Consider the following 281-nt stretch of genomic DNA (forward strand, 5'->3'; position numbering starts at 1 on the left):
GGGATGATGAGTCTGCCCTATCCGGCACTACGATTCAGTCAAACCGCGCGGAGCCATAAGCATGACCGCTTTTGTATTTAACGAAATCAATTTTGACCACCACGAACAAGTCGTTTTTGCCTCAGAAGAAAAATCCGGCCTGAAAGCCATCATCGCCGTACACAATACCAACCTGGGCCCGGCCATGGGCGGTTGCCGTATGTGGAATTACGCCAGTGAAGCCGAAGCGGTACGCGATGTACTGCGTCTGTCGCGCGGCATGACTTATAAAAATGCAGTGG

The 281-nt window shown here is 52.0% G+C and carries 1 protein-coding gene; it reads left to right on the forward strand.

Features of this window, described 5'->3' with window-relative positions; genetic code table 11:
• Nucleotides 1-61: 61 nt before the first annotated feature.
• Nucleotides 62-281 (forward strand): Glu/Leu/Phe/Val dehydrogenase dimerization domain-containing protein (locus tag KDM89_RS22080; RefSeq protein WP_329604737.1); only part of this gene is annotated, 220 nt, incomplete at its 3' end.

This window comes from Cognatundibacterium luofuense, assembly GCF_018139685.1.
Classification (GTDB): Bacteria; Pseudomonadota; Gammaproteobacteria; order Burkholderiales; family Burkholderiaceae_D; genus Undibacterium; species Undibacterium luofuense.